Source organism: Mesorhizobium sp. WSM4836 (assembly GCF_055811815.1).
The window spans coordinates 182,889-199,262 of sequence record NZ_JBVVQF010000004.1 but is presented as its reverse complement, the minus strand read 5'-3'; the positions used below and the strand labels follow the sequence as shown (position 1 = coordinate 199,262).

Below are 16,374 nucleotides of genomic sequence, written 5' to 3'. Positions count from 1 at the left end.
GGTAACCGCCGCGTTCACCATTTTCTGCGGGATTGAGCTTCTCTTTATTCGAATTTTAGCGATTGCCCGCAGGTCACGATGCACATCGCCCGGGAATCTTGACTTTTTGTGCACTGCACAATATGTTTACACGCATTGCACCACGCGGCCCGGACAAGGCGCGTCAATCGTCCAAGGCAACCGTCCAAGGGAATGTGTGAAATGACCCAGACCTATGAAGATTTTAGCAAGTACGGCAAGGAATTTGCGGACAGGGGATTGAAGAGCTTCGCCTCGCTGTCCAAGGGTGCGCAGGCTATCGCCACCGAGGCGGGCGAGTACACCAAGAAAAGCTTCGAAGCCGGTAGCGCCGCTGTCGAGAAGCTCTTTTCCGCCAAGTCGCTGGACAAGGCGATCGAGATCCAGTCCGACTATGCCAAGCAGTCCTATGAGAGCTTCGTCAGCGAGGCCACCAAGCTCGGCGATCTCTATGCCGAACTCGCCAAGGAAGCCTACAAGCCGTTCGAATCGATCGTCGCCAAGGCGAAGTAAATTCGACGAACGTTCCGAGCCGGCCCTTGGGCTTGCAAAGACAGACCCGGTCGCGAACGCGCGGCCGGGTTTTTTCATGCCAGCTCGAAATTGGGGGCCTGCGGTCTTCACGATTTGAAAAATCGGTCAAGTTTGGCCACCTAGCCATATTGTCAGCTAAACAGAAGGGCTTAAAATCGTCCATCGAACACCTACATGTCGACCATGCATGAGGATTCGAAAGAGGCAGGACTACGTGACTACAGGTTTGACTGCCACGAGCTACGTGGTGCGAATGCAGAACGGCAGCAACGGCAATGAGGCCGGTCGCGGCACGGCCGTCATCACGCGCACAAAAACCAAGACCAAGAAGCCCAGTCTGTATCGGGTCCTCATTCTTAACGACGACTACACACCCATGGAATTCGTGGTCCACGTGCTGGAGCGCTTTTTCCAGAAGGACCGCGAAGCCGCCACACGCATAATGCTTCATGTTCACAATCATGGGGTTGGCGAGTGCGGGGTCTATACATTCGAGGTGGCCGAGACCAAAGTGTCTCAGGTCATGGATTTCGCCCGACAGAATCAGCATCCGCTGCAATGCGTGATGGAGAAGAAGTGAGGTAACATGCCGGCTTTCTCCCAAGGCCTGGAAAAGGCGCTTCACCAAGCGCTGACGCTCGCCAATGAGCGACACCATGAATATGCAACCCTTGAACATTTGCTGCTCGCCCTGATCGACGATACCGAGGCGGCCGCCGTCATGCGCGCCTGCAACGTCGATCTCGACGAGCTGAAGCATACTGTTCTCACCTATATCGACACCGAGCTCGACAACCTCGTCACCGGCTACGATGAAGATTCCAAGCCGACTGCCGGTTTCCAGCGCGTCATCCAGCGCGCGGTGATCCATGTGCAGTCGTCAGGCCGCGAGGAGGTGTCCGGCGCCAACGTGCTCGTCGCCATCTTCGCTGAGCGCGAGAGCCACGCCGCTTACTTTCTGCAGGAACAGCAGATGACCCGCTATGACGCGGTCAACTACATCTCGCATGGCATCGCCAAGCGCCCCGGCGCTTCCGAGACGCGGACGCCGCGCGGCGCCGACGACGAGCAAGGCAGCCAGAGCGGGGCCGAGCCGCAAGAGGAAGGCGGCAAGAAGAAGCAGCAGCAGGACGCACTGACTGCCTATTGCGTCAACCTGAACAACAAGGCCAAGGCCGGCAAGATCGATCCGTTGATCGGTCGCGAGAGCGAGATCAACCGGACCATCCAGGTGCTGTGCCGCCGCTCCAAGAACAACCCGCTCTATGTCGGTGATCCCGGCGTCGGCAAGACGGCGATCGCCGAGGGCCTCGCCAAGCGCATCGTCGAGGGCGACGTACCCGAAGTGCTGCACAATGCCACCATCTTCGCGCTCGACATGGGCACGCTGCTGGCTGGCACCCGCTATCGCGGCGATTTCGAGGAGCGGCTGAAGCAGGTTGTTAAGGAGCTCGAGGATTATCCCGGCGCCGTGCTGTTCATCGATGAAATCCACACCGTGATCGGGGCAGGGGCCACCTCCGGCGGCGCTATGGATGCGTCGAACCTGTTGAAGCCGGCGCTGTCGTCTGGCGCCATCCGCTGCATTGGCTCGACCACTTACAAGGAGTTCCGTCAGTTCTTCGAGAAGGATCGCGCGCTGGTGCGGCGCTTCCAGAAGATCGACGTCAACGAGCCGACAGTCGAGGACGCCATCGAGATCATGAAGGGCCTCAAGCCCTATTTCGAGGAGTTCCACAAGGTCCGCTACACGAGCGAGGCGATCAAGGCTTCGGTCGAACTCTCGGCGCGTTACATCAACGACCGCAAGCTGCCGGACAAGGCGATCGACGTGATCGACGAGACCGGCGCCTCGCAGATGCTGGTGCCGGAAGCCAAGCGCAAGAAGACCATCGGCATCAAGGAGATCGAAGCGACGATCGCCACCATGGCACGCATCCCGCCGAAGACGGTTTCCGCCGACGACGAGAAGGTGCTGCAAGGCCTCGACATCGAGTTGAAGCGCGTCGTTTACGGCCAGGACACCGCGATCACAGCGCTGACTTCAGCCATCAAGCTGGCGCGGGCCGGCCTGCGCGAACCGGAAAAGCCGATCGGCTCGTACCTGTTCTCGGGCCCGACCGGCGTCGGCAAGACGGAAGTGGCCAAGCAGCTCGCCGCCTCCCTCGGCGTGGAACTGATCCGCTTCGACATGTCGGAGTATATGGAACGCCACACCGTTTCGCGGCTGATCGGCGCGCCTCCCGGCTATGTCGGCTTCGACCAGGGCGGCCTTCTGACCGACGGCGTCGACCAGCATCCGCATTGCGTGCTCTTGCTGGACGAAGTCGAGAAGGCGCATCCGGACCTGTTCAACATCCTGTTGCAGGTCATGGATCACGGCAAGCTGACCGACCACAACGGCAAGCAGATAGACTTCCGCAACGTCATCCTGATCATGACCACCAATGCCGGCGCATCCGATGCGCAGCGCGCGGCGATCGGTTTCGGTTCGACGAAGCGCGAAGGCGACGATGTCGAGGCGATCAACCGGCTGTTCACGCCGGAGTTCCGCAACCGTCTCGATGCGATCATTCCGTTCGGCTCGCTGCCGGTGCCGGTCATCCATCAGGTGGTGCAGAAGTTCGTCATGCAGCTGGAAGCGCAGCTTTCCGAGCGTGGCGTGACATTCGACTTGTCGCAAGATGCAATCGCATGGCTGGCCGACAAGGGCTATGACGAGCGCATGGGCGCCCGGCCGCTTGGTCGTGTCATCCAGGAGCACATCAAGAAGCCGCTGGCCGACGAGGTGCTGTTCGGCAAGCTCAAGAAGGGCGGTACCGTGCGTGTCACCGTCGAGAAGAAGGAAACCGGCGAGACGGGCCTGAAGCTCGATTCGCTCGCCGACGAGGCGCCGGTGAAGCCGAAGAAGGAAGAACCGGACGACGCGCCGAAGGCCAAGAAGGCGGTGGCGAAAAAGCCCGCCGCCAAAAAGGCGATTGCGCAAAAGCTCGAGCCAAAGGGCAAGGATGGCGGCAAGCGCAGCCTTGTGCCGCAACTGCCGCGCAAGGGGTAACCACCCTGAAGTCGAAAAGAGCCCCGGAAACGGGGCTTTTTTTATGACACCTTCCAGTTAAGCACCTGGCGCCCGCCTGAACGGTTTGTGCCGGTTCAGCTTGCCAGCACCATCCGTATCTTTCCGGCGTTCTCGGCCAGGACTTCAGGCTTTTCCATCTGTCCGCTGTGCGGCTTTAAGGGAATGCCGTCGAAGCGCGGAATGACATGGACATGGAGGTGGAAGACGCTCTGGCCCGAAGCTGGTTCGTTGAACTGCAAGACCGTGACGCCATCGGCATCGAAGGCCTTCTTTACGGCCCGCGCAACTTTCTGGACGTGAACGAACAGCGGTCCAAGCACCGCCGGATCCGCGTCGAGCAGGTTGCGCGACGGCGTTTTCGGCACCACCAGCGTGTGACCCTGTCCTTGCGGCATCACATCCATGAAAACGACGACCGCGTCATCCTCGTAGACGCGGTGCGAAGGGATTTCTCCGCGCAGGATTTTTGCGAAGATGTTGCTGCTGTCGTAGGTTGGTTCGGCCATGGCGCACGCTCCGGTTCTTGGCTCGCTGTCTCGTGTAGCGAAGCTGTTCCGGGCGGGCAAGACGATCGGTCGACATCGGCCGTGCCGGCCCGCGCGGCTGAGCGATTGGGCTTGCTACTCTACTCCGCCAGGTCCTTGCGGAACGGGGTGTGCTCTTCCAGGTATTCGCTCATCCGCTCGACTTCGCGCCGCTCGCGTTGGAGGTAGTCGGCCACTGCATTGCGCAGACCTGGATGGGCGATGTAGTGCGCCGAACGCATCGTCACGGGCCGGTAGCCGCGTGCCAGCTTGTGCTCGCCCTGGGCACCGGCTTCAACCACCTTCAGCTTGCGCGAGATAGCGAAATCGATCGCATGATGGTAGCAGACCTCGAAATGCAGATATGGGTGGTCCTCGATGCAGCCCCAATTGCGGCCGTAGAGCGCGTCGGAACCGATGAAATTGATAGCACCGGCAATGTAGCGCCCGTTGCGTTTGGCCATGACCAGCAGGATGTCGTCGGCCATGCGCTCGCCGATCAGCGAGAAGAAGTCGCGGTTGAGATACGGACGGCCCCATTTCCTGCTGCCGGTATCCATGTAGAACGCGAAAAAGTCGTCCCAGGCCTTTTCGGTTAGATCCTTGCCGGTCAGCCAGTCGATCGAGATGCCGTCGGCGAGCGCCTCGCGCCGCTCTTTCTTCATTGCCTTGCGCTTGCGCGAGGTTAACGTCGCGAGAAAATCGTCGTAGCTCGAAAAGCCTTCGTTGAAGAAGTGAAACTGCTGGTCGGTGCGATGAAGGAAGCCGGCCGCCGCCAGTGTCTGGACGTCATCCTCCGGCGCGAAGGTGACATGTGCGGAAGACACGCCGAGCTTATCCGTCACCGCCTTCAGGCCGGCCGCAAGACCTGCCTTGACGGTGGGGCTGTTCTCGCCCTTGCCGACCAGCAGGCGAGGGCCGGTGACGGGTGTGAACGGCACCGCGCATTGCAGCTTCGGATAGTAGCGCCCGCCGGCGCGTTCGAATGCGTCCGACCAGCCATGATCGAATACATATTCGCCCTGGCTGTGCGACTTCAGATAGCAGGGAACCGCACCGAGCAGCTTGCCTCGCGCGGTTTCCAGCCTGAGGTGATGGCCTTGCCAGCCGGTGCGCCGAACGGCGCAGCCGGAATCTTCCAGCGCGCTCAAAAAAGCGAATGAAACAAGCGGGTTGTAGCCGTTTTCTGCATCGCCGCGTGTAGTGCCGCCGAGGCTGTCCCATTCAGCGCTGGTGAAGGCGCCGATGCCCGCGGCGATGCGGATGGACAGCTCCGCATTCGCCGTTTGTCTTTCGCAGTCGTCCCCTTGATCCATGAGGCTTACTTAAGCTCGCTGCAGACTCATACAAGCCCGCTCAGGCAAGCCGTACAAGATCGGGCTCGAATCCTTCGAACGTCATCTGGTCGGCATATTTGAAGGTCAGGTCGACGGCAGGCTGGTCATGCACGGTCCAGGTGATCACCGGCATGCCGAGTCTCTCTCGCACGAAGGAGACGAACCGGTTCGGCAGGTCGCCGGCAGCGTACGAGGTGAAGGCGATGTTATGCGCCAGCATGGCGAAATGCGCCTCGATCAGGTGGTTGTCGTTGCCGTAGGCGGTCAACCCGCCGGGTATGCCCGGTGCATGTTTCGGGAACTCGCGGATCAGCCAATGGTCGAACGACATGATCGCGGTCCTGCCCTTGTAATGTTTGAGTATCTTACCGACGCTTTCGACCAGGCCTTGGTCGTGACCGGCAGCGCCTTTCAGCTCGACAACCATCGGCACACGCCCGTCGACCAGATCAAGCGCCTGCTGCAGCGTCGGCAAATGGTCGGCAGTGCCGCCGACCTTCAGCGCCATGATCTCGGCAGCCGTACGCTGCCAGACGAAGCCGTCTTCGCCGGTCAGCCGCCGCAGATCGCCGTCGTGGATGATGACGGGGACGCCGTCGGACGACAGGTGCACATCGCATTCGATCGCGTAGCCGCGCTCGGCTGCGGCGGCGAAGGCGGAAAGTGTGTTCTCCCAGCGCGTCTTGTTCATGTCGTGAAGACCGCGATGGGCGACGGGCCGGGCAGTCAGCCAGGAAAGATCGGTCATGGTCGCAGTCCCGGTCATTCGACTTCGAAGATCGCTTCGATTTCCACTGCGGCATTAAGCGGCAGGGAGGCGGTGCCGACGGCGGAGCGTGCGTGCTTGCCGCGATCGCCGAGCACGGCGGCGAGAAAATCCGAGGCGCCGTTGGCAACCAGATGCTGTTCGACAAAATCCGGTGCCGAGGCGACGAAGACGGTGATCTTCACCAAACGATGGATTTTCTCGAGATCGCCGAGTGCCGCCTGGGCCTGCGCCAATATGTTGATCGCACAGTACTTTGCGGCTTCCTGGCCGGTCGCGGTGTCGACATCGCGGCCAAGCAATCCGCTCGCCTGGAGCTTGCCCTCCTTGAGCGGCAACTGCCCGGCGGTGAACAGCAGAGTGCCGCTCCGGCAATAGGGCACGTAATTGGCGGCTGGCGCGGCGGCGGCCGGCAGCGTCACGCCGAGATCGCTTAGCCGCTTTTCGATTGTTTCGCTCATGCTATTTCCCTATTGCTTGAAGGTGCCGCGCAGGCCGGGCCGAAATTGCTATTTTTGCCTCGCTTCCGCCACGACTTTTTTTAAGCTGGACCATCTTTCCATGCGGCCTGCCATTAGCCGCGATGATCGGAGCATCCCATGCGCGCAACGCGCCTCGCATTCAACGCCGTTCTCCTGACAGCGGCTTCCTGGGCAGCTCCCAGTTTTGCGGTGCCGGCGCTGCAGGCGCATCGTGCTGTTTACGACATTTCACTCGACAAGGCCTCCGACCGCTCCGGCATTACCGGCATCACCGGCCGCATGGTCTACGAGTTCAACGGCTCGCCCTGCGAGGGCTATACGGTAAAGTTCCGTTTGGTGACCCAGATCGTAACCAGCGACAACACCAGGCTGACCGACCAGCAGATGACCACCTTCGAGGATGCCGAGGGCAAGACCTTCTCATTCGTGAACAAATCCTTTGTCGACCAGAACCTCGACAAGGAGGTAAAGGGTACCGCAACGAAGGAGGCCAATGGTCTCAAGGTCGATATCGACAAGCCCGAGAAGAACAGCCTGGAACTCGCGCCGACCCAGTTCCCGACCCAGCAAATGGTCGAAATGATCGGCAAGGCGGAAAAGGGCGAGCGTTTCTACGAAACCAACCTGTTCGACGGCTCGGAGGATGCCAATAAGGTGGTGACCACCACCGTCGTCGTCGGCAAGCAAGCCGATGCCGACAACACCGATCCGGAAGCGCCGGCGCTGGCCAAGCTCGCCACCGACAAATACTGGCCGGTCGACATCGCCTATTTCGACGATGCCGACAAAGGCGGCGAGGAGGTGCCGGAATACCGGATCAGCTTCAAGCTGCACGAGAACGGCATCACGCGCGATCTAGTCATGGACTATGGCGAGTTCTCGATGACGGGCAAACTGGTCAATCTGTCGCTGTTCGATCAGCCAAAGACCTGCCCGTCGAAATAGACTCGAACAAGCCGCCGGCCGCTATCCGGGATAGTAGCGCTTGTTCTTGCGGGCACGTCGCTTCGACTTGAGCATGCCGCAATTGCCTATCAACGTCCTACGACGGTAAGCGCCGCGGGGAGCAGGTTGAGCAGGATCGACGTTTTTGTGGCGCCGCGGCCTAATGCGACGCTGATCAAGGCCATGACATTCGTCAACCGGATTGTCATGCTGCACGGCATTCCAGGTTTTCGCGACCTGTTGCCGTTCAACCGTCTGGCCGGCTTGCGCGGCGTCGCCAATGTCCGCCACATCGATTTTCCGGAGGATGACCGGCAAAGGCTGAAGGCTTGTTGCGGCGCGGGCAAGGCGACGTTCATCACGCCCAACCATCCGGAGTTCTTTACCGACTGGATGATCGACAAGGAGGTCGTGTCGCGGGTAAGCCCGCTGGCGGCATCCTGGGCCACGCACGGCGTCGTCAACGGGCTTGGCCGGCTGATGCAAAAATTCTGGTTGGCTAACAATCTGATCGCGCAAATCCCGGGCAACAGCGCGGCCGCCAAGCAACATTCGGTGGCCTGGGCGCTGAAAGGGCACGGCGTGCTCCTGCATCCCGAAGGCGGTGTCGGCTGGCATGCCAACATCATTGCCCCGCTACTGCCGGGCGCGGTCGAAATGGGGTTCGAAGCGCTGAAGCGCGGCCGCCTGATGGATCCGGATTTCAAGGTTTGGATCGCACCCGTGATCTGGAAGCTCGCTTTCACGGGGAATGTCGAGGCAGCGCTGGCAAAGGAATGCGCCTATGTCGAGCACAGCCTGAAGATCGAGCGCCGTGCCACCGATGCGCTGCCGGAGCGCGTCCATCATATCTACGCGACGCTGCTATCGCGCGATGAGGCTGCAAATGGCCTGCGATCAGAAGAGCCGGCTTCGTATGACGCACGTCAGAAGGACCTGCTGACCGAACTCGGCCGTCGCCTTGCTGAACTTGTTTCGCTCGACGCCGGCACGCTCGACAATGCCGAGCTTTTGCGCCGCTCGCGGCGCTGGCTGCGGGAAAACACGGACGGCACCGGAAGCCAGAAGCAGGTCCGAATGCTGGCGGATACAATCCAGCGCCTGCAGCGTGTCGGGCCGTGGGCTTCAGCCAATCCGCGCATCACGCAGGAGGAGATCGCCGAACATTTGAAGCGGATCCGCAATGACTATTGCAAGGGTACACTGCGCGATACGATCAACCGTTTCGTGCCGCAGCCGGCAGGCCCACGCCGCGCCCATATCCGGGTACCAGAGCCGCTAGGATTGCACGCCTATCAAGGCTCCGTCGAGGAGGCGCTCGCCGAACTGCACGACCGTATGCAGGAGACCGTCACCAAGACGATGGCGCAACTCGAGGCCGGCGGCGGCTTCATTTTCTATGCCAATGCCTTTTATCATCGTTAGCGGCGCGTTGGTCGGCGCAAGATGAAGGAGTGCGGCAAGCCTCATGGCGGTCTATGTCGATGCGGCGATCTGGAAATGGGTCGGCCACCGCTGGTGTCATCTGCTGGCAGACGACACCGACGAGCTGCATCGCTTTGCCGGGCAGCTCGGCATCAAGCGCTCGTCCTACCAAGGGCCGCCCAAGACATCGGCGCCGCATTATGACATAACCGGGTTCGAGCGCGACCGCGCGGTGCGGCTCGGCGCCATCGAATGCAGCCGCGAGGAGATCGTCGCTATTTTCCGGCGTGTGCGGGTGCCGAACGGGAAGACGCGGCGATGATACCGTTGCGCTGATCGCCGCATGTTGAACCACAAGATGCCACCGCGCTTGCCTTTGTCGCACTTCCCCTCTATATGCGCGCTCATTCCACACACGGACTTTGGTGTCTGCCCGGGAGAAATCCGGCTGAAACCTCCGGTGGTGTTCGAGGACAAAGTCCAAAAATGCCTGTGTCCGTGGAGGCTAACCGGAAAGGAAATAAGAATGGCTCTGCCTGATTTCAGCATGCGCCAGCTATTGGAAGCTGGCATTCACTTCGGCCACCAGACCCACCGCTGGAACCCGAAAATGGCGCCCTATATCTATGGCGCCCGCAACAACATCCACATCATTGACCTCTCGCAGACGGTGCCCTTGCTGCACCAGGCGCTGAAGCAAGTTTCCGACACTGTTGCCAAGGGCGGCCGCGTGCTGTTCGTCGGCACCAAGCGTCAGGCTTCGGACATCGTCGCCGATGCCGCGCAGCGTTCGGCCCAATACTATGTCAACTCGCGCTGGCTCGGCGGCATGCTGACCAACTGGAAGACGATCTCGAATTCCATCCAGCGCCTGCGCAAACTCGACGAAATGCTGGCCGGCGAGGCTCAGGGCCTGACCAAGAAGGAGCGCCTCAACCTCGATCGCGAGCGTGAGAAGCTGGACAAGGCGCTGGGCGGCATCAAGGATATGGGTTCGACGCCCGATTTGATGTTCGTGATCGACACCAACAAGGAAGCGATCGCGATTCTCGAGGCCAAGCGTCTCGGCATCCCGGTCGTTGCGATCATCGATTCCAACTGCGACCCGGATAAAATCGACTTCCCGATCCCCGGCAACGACGACGCGGCGCGCGCCATCCAGCTGTATTGCGATCTGATCGCCAAGGCAGCTATCGACGGCATCGCCCGTCAGCAGGGCGCGCTCGGTGTCGATATCGGCGCATCGGTCGAGGCTCCGGTCGAGCCGGCGCTCGATCACACCCCGGCAGCCGAGAGCCCGGCAGCCCAGACCCCGGAAGCATAGTAGCGAAGGCCGGCTGCGACCTTCATCCTTCCAATATGTTGGCGCGGTAAGCGCTACCGGCACCAGGCGCATCATCGAAAATCGATGGTGCGTCGGTGCATTTAGACAAAGAGGCGACAATGAGCATTTCGGCTGCACAGGTCAAAGAACTCCGCGACTTGACCGGCGCGGGCATGATGGACTGCAAGGCGGCGTTGAACGAGACCAACGGCAACATGGAAGAAGCCATCGACTGGCTGCGCAAGAAGGGTATCTCCAAGGCAGACAAGAAGGCTGGCCGTACCGCTGCCGAAGGCCTGATCGGCGTCGATTCCGGCGTCCGCGAGGCAGCGATCGTCGAGGTCAATTCCGAGACGGACTTCGTTGCCCGCAATGCTGCGTTCCAGGAGATCGTCGCCAATGTCGCGAAGGTCGCGCTTGCCTATGGCGGCAAGACCGAGGCCGTTGCCGCTGCTCCCTATCCGGGCTCGGGCAAGTCGATCACCGAGACCATCAAGGACGCCGTCGGCACCATCGGCGAGAATCTGGGCTTCCGGCGCTCGGCCAAGCTCACCGTTGAGCACGGCGCTGTCGCAACCTACGTTCACAATGCGGTCGCCGACGGCCTTGGCAAGCTCGGCGTACTGGTGGCCATCGAGACGACAGGCAACGCGCATGCCGCCAACGCCTTCGCCCGTCAGGTTGCCATGCATGTCGCTGCCACCAATCCGATGGCCTTGACCACCGAAGAGCTCGATCCGGCCGCGGTGGAACGCGAGAAGGCGATCTTCGCCGACCAGGCGCGCCAGTCCGGCAAGCCGGAAGCGATCATCGAGAAGATGGTCGAAGGCCGTTTGCGCAAGTTCTATGAAGAGGTCGTGCTGCTCAAGCAGGCTTTCGTGCTCAATCCGGACATTACTGTCGAGAAGGCGCTGAAGGATGCCGAAAGCGAAATCGGCGCGCCAGCCAAAATCGCTGCCTATCTGCGCTTCGCGCTCGGTGAGGGCATCGAGAAGGAAGAGACCGATTTCGCGGCGGAAGTCGCGGCAGCGGTCAAGAAGTAACTATTCGGTTGAAAGGCTTTTTCGGCCGGGTATCCGCGAGGATGCCTGGCTGATTTCTTGCGCGGTGTCGATAAAGGCGCGAAGTTTCGGGGCCATCGCGGCGCGGCGCGGGAAATAGAGGAACAGTCCCGGCTCCTCGATCGATGCCTCGCCAAGGACTTCGACCAGCCGGCCTGCCTCGATGTCGGGCTTGACAAGCGGCTCGAACAGATAGGCGAGGCCGATGCCAGCAAGCGCCATTTCCCTTGCCGACAGTGGATCGCTGACGACCACGCTGCCGCGTGTCTCGACGCTGATATCCTTGCCCTGATCGGACAGATCCCAGCGATAGAGCGCACGTGATCGCAACAGCCGATAGCCGATGCAGTTGCAGGTGGAGAGATCCGCAATTGTTCGCGGCTTTCCGTGGCGGTCGACATAGGCCGGAGAGGCGACAGTGGTCGTCCGGAACGGCTGAGTTAGCCGCACCGTCACCATATCCTCTGCGATCATCTCGCCCAGCCGGATGCCGGCGTCGAAACCCTCGCCGACGATATCGCTCAGACGTTCGTCGGTGACGATCTCCACCGTCACGTCAGGGTACCGTTCCGCCATCGCCGTCAGGACGGGAATCAGCGCCAGAGGCAGCGCCAAACGCGGCGCTTTGATCCTGAGCAGTCCGCTTGCCCGGCCTTTGACGGAGCGGATACGTTCGATCCGGTCGGCAATGTCTTTCAGTGCCGGCTCCGCCGCAGCGACAAGCGCGGTGCCGGCCTCGGTCAGCGAGACGCTGCGTGTGGTGCGGCAAACAACGGCTGGCCGATTCGCTCCTCTATCAGCCGAACCGCATGGCTGATCGCTGACGGGCTCATGCCGAGCTCGGCGGCTGCCGGCGCGAAGCCGCCACGCCGCGCGACGGCAACTATTATAGGTAAGTGGCTAAGTAGATCGCGGTCCATTCATGCATGATATCGCATAGTCCATTTGGATAATGCAATCTTATCGATGGGAAAAGAAGGGCGCATCTTTGGCTGCATCACACGGCAATCGCCGAGCAGCCAAGGAGACGTCTAATGACCGACCTCGATTCCGAACGACCCCGCAATTTCGAGACCGTGCGTAAATTCTTTGATCTGATGCACCGCAAGGACATTGAGGCATGGGGCGACCTTTGGGCTGAAGATGGCCGTATCCCTCGGAAGGCCGTCAGGATCGCGGCCTTACCATCGATGCTGTTTCCAAATCCTGCCGGCGGGTAGAAGACAAGGGCCTCTTCGGTAATTTCGAATCCTTCGATTCGCAGCTGACAGCCATCTATCCAGCAGCGGATTCGGGCGCGATCGTCGTTGAGTACAAGAACCGCGCGGTGCTGATCGGTGGCACTGAATACACCAACAGCAATATCGCGATTTTCCGCTTCAAGAGTGGTCTGATCAGCGCTTACCACGACTATTTCGATCCGCGCCGGTTCCAGGTGGTGGTCGATGCGCTGGCCAAGGCCTGACTGCGTATCCCAGGCAAGACCTCAATCCCACTTTTCAAACTTCAGGAGAAAATCCATGACCATGTCCTACTACACGCTCGGCAACAGCGGACTGCGTGTAACGCGCCTGGCGCTCGGCACCATGACGTTCGGCACGGAATGGGGCTGGGGCGCGGAGAAGGAAACCGCGCGCGCCTTGGTTGATGCCTATGTCGAAGCCGGTGGCAATTTCTTCGATACCGCCGATCTCTATACCGGTGGCACTGCCGAAACCTGGCTCGGCGAATTCATCGCCGAGCGTGGGCTGCGCGACAAGGCGGTGATCAGTACCAAATTCACCTACAACGCCGAACCGGGCAACCCGAACGCCGGCGGCAACGGCCGCAAGAACATCCTGCGGGTGGTAGACGGTTCGCTAAAGCGACTCGGCACCGACTACATCGACCTCTACATCCTCCATACCTGGGACAGGCTGACACCACCGGACGAGGTGATGCGGACGCTGGACGATCTGGTGCGCGCCGGAAAGATCCGGCATGTCGGTCTGTCCGACGTGCCGGCCTGGTACGCAAGCCGGGCGCAGGCGGTCGCCGAGCAGCGCGGCTATGAACCGGTTCGGCGCTTCAGCTCGAATATTCGCTGGCCGAGCGCAACATCGAGCACGAGTTCGTGCCGTTCGGCACGCGCTATGGCGCCGGAATCATGATCTCCAGTCCATTAGCCAGCGGCCTGCTCAGCGGAAAATACCGTTTCGATACAATCGTCAAGGATGGTGGCCGGCTGGAGACAATGCGTGGTTCGACCAATCCCGGTTTCCAGAAATTCACCGATCGCAACTGGCAAATCGTCGCCGAACTGGAGACGGTTGCCGGCCAGCTCGGCCGCAGCATGGCCCAGGTCGCCCTGAACTGGGCGGCAAACAGGCCAGGCATTGCGTCCGTCATCGTCGGCGCCACCAGGCTTAACCAGCTCAAGGACAATCTCGGCGCGCTTGATTTCCACATTCCCGAAGATCTTCGGGCACGGCTCGATGAGGTGAGCCGGCCGGTCACGCCCTTTCCGTATTCGTTCTTCGGCCCTGAAATACAAGCCGGCTTGACCGGGGGGCAGGCGGTTGGTGGTAAGCCGGCAAATTATCTGCCGGACCCGCTCATGCAAGGCACTTTTGCCGGCGTGAGCTGACGGGTATCCCGGTCCACGATCTCAACTTTCCGGCTCGGGCGCCGCGTGACATCGCGGCGCCCTTCGTGTATCGGAACGCCCAGTGTTTCGGGGCGCACCGAAACGCGTCACACGCACGATGACGAGGACCAGATGACGGTGAAGCCCCTCTACCGACGTGTCTTGCTGAAAGCATCGGGCGAAGCGTTGATGGGCGAGCAGCATTTCGGCATCGACGTATCGGTGGTTGACCGTATCGCCGCCGACATCGCCGAGGCCCGCGCACTGGGCATTGAAGTCGGTGTCGTCATCGGCGGCGGCAACATCTTCCGTGGCGTTGCGGTTGCCTCGAAGGGCGGCGACCGCGTTACCGGCGACCATATGGGCATGCTAGCCACTGTCATCAACTCGCTGGCGCTGCGCACGTCGCTCAACAAGATCGGCGTCGACGCCGTGGTGCTGTCGGCGATCGCCATGCCCGAGCTTTGCGAAAGTTTTTCGCAGCGTCAGGCGACCGCCTACATGAACCAGGGCAAGGTCGTCATCTTCGCCGGCGGCACCGGCAATCCGTTCTTCACCACCGATTCGGCTGCAGCCCTTCGCGCCGCCGAGATCGGCGCCGATGCTCTGTTCAAGGGCACCCAGGTCGATGGTGTCTATTCGGCCGATCCGAAGAAGGACCCGCACGCGACACGTTTCGAGCGGATCAGCCATGACGAAGTCATCAAACGCGGGCTTTCGATCATGGATACGACGGCGATTGCACTTGCGCGCGAAAACAACATTCCGATAATCGTCTATTCGATCCACGAGAAGGGTGGTTTCGGCGATATTCTGAGGGGCGGCGGCCGCTGCACGGTGGTCGCAGACGATTGACCGGACCATGAACCCGCAAGGGACCGGTTGCGGATGAGGCTCGAACAGGGCCTAAGCAGTGAACCCCGGTTAACGGGTCGAGGAGACGATGATGAGTGGCGAATACGACGATCTTAAACGGCGCATGGACGGGGCGATCGCCGCGTTCAAGCATGACCTGGCTTCGCTGCGCACCGGCCGCGCGTCGAGCAACCTTCTCGATGCCGTCCAGGTGCAGGCTTATGGCACCACCATGCCGATCAACCAGGTGGCAACAGTGTCGGTGCCGGAACCGCGCATGATTTCGGTTTCGGTCTGGGACAAGTCGATGGTCAGCGCCGTCGACCGCGCCATCCGTGAAGCCAATCTCGGCTTCAATCCTATCGTCGACGGAACCAATCTCAGGATCCCGCTGCCCGAGCTCAACGAACAGCGCCGCAAGGAGCTGGTCAAGATCTCGCATGGCTATGCCGAGAATGCCCGCGTCGCCGCACGCCACGTTCGCCGGGACGGCATGGACTTTCTGAAAAAGGCGGAAAAGGACGGCGACATCAGTGAGGATGACCATCGCAAACGGGCCGACCAGGTTCAGAAACTGACCGACGAGACAATCAGCACCATCGACCACCTGCTTTCCGACAAGGAAGCGGAAATCATGCAGGTCTAGGGTCTGGCCACGGCTGGCCCGGAAGTGAGAACATGGCAACGCCCGCGCATGTCGCGATCATCATGGACGGAAACGGCCGCTGGGCCAAGGCGCGCGGCTTGCCGCGGCTGGCCGGTCACCGCGCCGGCGTCGAGGCGCTGCGCAAGACTGTGCGCGCCGCCCCCGACCTCGGCATCTCCTTCCTAACGGTCTACGCTTTTTCATCGGAAAATTGGTCACGGCCGAAATCCGAAGTCAGCGACCTCATGGGCCTGCTGAAGCTTTTCATCCGACGTGACCTCGCCGAATTGCACCAGAGTGGGGTGCGGATCAGGGTCATCGGTGACAGGGCAGGGCTGCAGCCCGACATAAGGGGCCTGCTCGAGGAAGCCGAAACGCTTACTCTCCGCAATAAGGCGCTGACGCTGGTGATTGCCTTCAACTACGGCGGGCGCGACGAGATCGTTCGCACCGCGCGCAAGCTCGCAGCGGCGGTGGCGCGCGGTGAGATCGACAGCGAGGCGATCACGGCCGATTCCTTTGCCAGCTCGCTCGATACAGAGGGCATTCCGGATCCGGAACTGGTCATCCGCACCAGCGGCGAGCTTCGGTTGTCGAATTTCCTGTTATGGCAGGCTGCCTACAGCGAACTCGTTTTCCTGCCTTGCTATTGGCCCGACTTCAGTCGCGAGCACCTGTCCGATGCACTGCGCGATTTCGCCGGCCGCGAGCGCCGCTTCGGCGGACTTGCCGCCCAAGATGTTGCCTCAGGCTGA

General features: G+C 61.1%; 17 protein-coding genes and 2 pseudogenes. 14 read left to right on the top strand and 5 right to left on the bottom strand.

Annotation, left to right across the window (positions count from 1 at the left end):
- Positions 1–201 precede the first annotated feature (201 nt).
- The 3 genes from AC0L2P_RS07070 (at position 202) to clpA (ending at position 3,607) form a co-directional block, all read left to right on the top strand.
- Positions 202–531: a phasin family protein gene (locus AC0L2P_RS07070; RefSeq protein WP_473500499.1), complete on the top strand. Its 330-nt coding sequence runs from the start codon at positions 202–204 to the stop codon at positions 529–531.
- 274 nt (positions 532–805) lie between these two features.
- The gene (gene clpS / locus AC0L2P_RS07065; protein WP_023717744.1) at positions 806–1,132 is read left to right on the top strand and encodes an ATP-dependent Clp protease adapter ClpS; all 327 of its coding nucleotides are present in this window, start codon (positions 806–808) and stop codon (positions 1,130–1,132) included.
- A 6-nt stretch (positions 1,133–1,138) separates the two neighbouring features.
- Positions 1,139–3,607: an ATP-dependent Clp protease ATP-binding subunit ClpA gene (gene clpA, locus AC0L2P_RS07060; RefSeq protein WP_473500498.1), complete on the top strand. Its 2,469-nt coding sequence runs from the start codon at positions 1,139–1,141 to the stop codon at positions 3,605–3,607.
- 95 nt (positions 3,608–3,702) lie between these two features.
- Here the strand turns inward: clpA and AC0L2P_RS07055 are convergent, their stop codons facing one another.
- The 4 genes from AC0L2P_RS07055 to AC0L2P_RS07040 form a co-directional block, all read right to left on the bottom strand.
- Entirely contained in the window at positions 3,703–4,134 is a 432-nt protein-coding gene (locus AC0L2P_RS07055; protein WP_473500497.1) for an HIT family protein, read from the bottom strand.
- A 119-nt stretch (positions 4,135–4,253) separates the two neighbouring features.
- Positions 4,254–5,468 carry a GNAT family N-acetyltransferase gene (locus AC0L2P_RS07050; RefSeq protein ID WP_473500496.1) on the bottom strand — a complete coding sequence of 405 codons (1,215 nt, stop codon included), beginning with the start codon at positions 5,466–5,468 and terminating at the stop codon, positions 4,254–4,256.
- Between the two features lie 40 nt (positions 5,469–5,508).
- Positions 5,509–6,237 (bottom strand): glycerophosphodiester phosphodiesterase, encoded by a 729-nt coding sequence (locus tag AC0L2P_RS07045; RefSeq protein ID WP_473500495.1) that lies wholly within the window; start codon positions 6,235–6,237, stop codon positions 5,509–5,511.
- 14 nt (positions 6,238–6,251) lie between these two features.
- On the bottom strand, positions 6,252–6,716 hold the full coding sequence (locus tag AC0L2P_RS07040) for a RidA family protein (protein WP_473500494.1): 465 nt from the start codon (positions 6,714–6,716) through the stop codon (positions 6,252–6,254).
- Positions 6,717–6,854: 138 nt separating this feature from the next.
- Here AC0L2P_RS07040 and AC0L2P_RS07035 point away from each other — a divergent pair, with 138 nt between their 5' ends.
- From AC0L2P_RS07035 to tsf, 5 genes are all read left to right on the top strand, one after another.
- Positions 6,855–7,682, top strand: a complete 828-nt coding sequence (locus AC0L2P_RS07035; protein ID WP_473500493.1) for a cell envelope integrity EipB family protein — start codon at positions 6,855–6,857, stop codon at positions 7,680–7,682.
- A gap of 126 nt (positions 7,683–7,808) precedes the next feature.
- Positions 7,809–9,107, top strand: coding sequence for a lysophospholipid acyltransferase family protein (locus AC0L2P_RS07030; protein ID WP_473500492.1), 1,299 nt, complete (start codon positions 7,809–7,811; stop codon positions 9,105–9,107).
- Positions 9,108–9,150: 43 nt separating this feature from the next.
- Positions 9,151–9,429, top strand: a complete 279-nt coding sequence (locus AC0L2P_RS07025; RefSeq protein ID WP_473500491.1) for a DUF4031 domain-containing protein — start codon at positions 9,151–9,153, stop codon at positions 9,427–9,429.
- 204 nt (positions 9,430–9,633) lie between these two features.
- Positions 9,634–10,431 (top strand): 30S ribosomal protein S2, encoded by a 798-nt coding sequence (rpsB, locus tag AC0L2P_RS07020; protein WP_473500490.1) that lies wholly within the window; start codon positions 9,634–9,636, stop codon positions 10,429–10,431.
- Positions 10,432–10,550: 119 nt separating this feature from the next.
- Positions 10,551–11,474, top strand: a complete 924-nt coding sequence (tsf, locus tag AC0L2P_RS07015) for a translation elongation factor Ts (protein ID WP_473500489.1) — start codon at positions 10,551–10,553, stop codon at positions 11,472–11,474.
- Here the strand turns inward: tsf and AC0L2P_RS07010 are convergent.
- Positions 11,475–12,412 (bottom strand): annotated as a pseudogene (locus tag AC0L2P_RS07010) (LysR family transcriptional regulator).
- Between the two features lie 114 nt (positions 12,413–12,526).
- Between AC0L2P_RS07010 and AC0L2P_RS07005 the strand changes: the two are divergent.
- From AC0L2P_RS07005 to AC0L2P_RS06980, 6 genes and pseudogenes are all read left to right on the top strand, one after another.
- Entirely contained in the window at positions 12,527–12,712 is a 186-nt protein-coding gene (locus AC0L2P_RS07005; RefSeq protein ID WP_473500488.1) for a hypothetical protein, read from the top strand.
- A gap of 107 nt (positions 12,713–12,819) precedes the next feature.
- The gene (locus tag AC0L2P_RS07000; protein WP_473500487.1) at positions 12,820–12,957 is read left to right on the top strand and encodes a hypothetical protein; all 138 of its coding nucleotides are present in this window, start codon (positions 12,820–12,822) and stop codon (positions 12,955–12,957) included.
- Between the two features lie 55 nt (positions 12,958–13,012).
- A pseudogene (locus AC0L2P_RS06995) lies at positions 13,013–14,118 on the top strand (aldo/keto reductase).
- Between the two features lie 132 nt (positions 14,119–14,250).
- Positions 14,251–14,973, top strand: coding sequence for a UMP kinase (pyrH, locus tag AC0L2P_RS06990; RefSeq protein WP_473500486.1), 723 nt, complete (start codon positions 14,251–14,253; stop codon positions 14,971–14,973).
- Positions 14,974–15,064: 91 nt separating this feature from the next.
- A complete protein-coding gene (gene frr, locus AC0L2P_RS06985) occupies positions 15,065–15,619 on the top strand; it encodes a ribosome recycling factor (RefSeq protein WP_084640965.1) in 555 nt (184 codons plus the stop codon).
- A 32-nt stretch (positions 15,620–15,651) separates the two neighbouring features.
- Positions 15,652–16,374 carry an isoprenyl transferase gene (locus AC0L2P_RS06980; protein ID WP_473500485.1) on the top strand — a complete coding sequence of 241 codons (723 nt, stop codon included), beginning with the start codon at positions 15,652–15,654 and terminating at the stop codon, positions 16,372–16,374.